Here is a 785-nt window from a genome sequence, read left to right on the forward strand (position 1 = left end):
GAAGACGCTGCTGAAGAAGCGCCCGAGCGGGTTCGCGGGCGCGGGCGCCGGCGGCGCCTCGAGCTCCGCCACGTCGCTGCGGATGCCGGCCCGCTTGGCGGCGTAGTAGTAGCCCCGGGCGTAGTAGCTGTAGGCCTGGGTCTCGTTGCCGCGGGCGGTCTTGTAGGCCCCGGCCAGGTAGGCGACGCCGTAGGTGAGGTTGACCTTGGCGTCGAGCAGGCCCGAGGCCGGGCCGCCGTAGCCCAGGGCCCGGGCGGTGCCGTGCTTGATCTGCATCAGGCCGAGCGCCCCGCCCCGCCCGACGGCGCGGGGATTGTACCCGCTCTCGCGCTTCACCACGCGGTGGATGAAGCTCGCCGGGACGCCGTTCGCCTTCGCGTGGGCCTCGATCAGCGCGTCGATGTTGTCGCGGGCGGGGCTCTCGAGCGCCAGGGCCGGGAGCGGCGCCGCGACGGCGGCGACGGCGAGAAGGAGGCGCTTGTGCATGCAGGACCCGGAGCTTGGGTGGCAGCTGCGGTCACCCGCAAGCCACGGTGGCCCATCGTGCTCCGGGCCAAATGCGGCGGGAAAGAGACTTGGCCGTTCCCCGAGCAACTTGGCCGTTAACTGAGCCGCGCGCCTTGGCGGTTTCGCAGTGCGGTGTGGCCCGGCAGGCACAATGCGGGGCCCCGCGCGCGCCGGATGCTCCCGGAAACGCCACCGCGCCGGGCCGGCGCCGCCCCGCTGATTCGGCAGGCCTCAGCGCCGGCCGCCCCCGAAGCCGCCGCCTGGCCCGCCGAAGCCGC

At 74.4% G+C, this 785-nt stretch carries 1 protein-coding gene; it reads right to left on the reverse strand.

Annotated elements, in window-relative coordinates:
- Positions 1 to 486: lytic transglycosylase domain-containing protein (locus tag DT057_RS35050; RefSeq protein ID WP_203236471.1), on the reverse strand; the 486-nt coding region annotated here is incomplete at its 3' end.
- Positions 487 to 785 lie beyond the last annotated feature (299 nt).

Source organism: Methylobacterium crusticola (assembly GCF_003574465.1).
GTDB classification, from domain to species: domain Bacteria; phylum Pseudomonadota; class Alphaproteobacteria; order Rhizobiales; family Beijerinckiaceae; genus Methylobacterium; species Methylobacterium crusticola.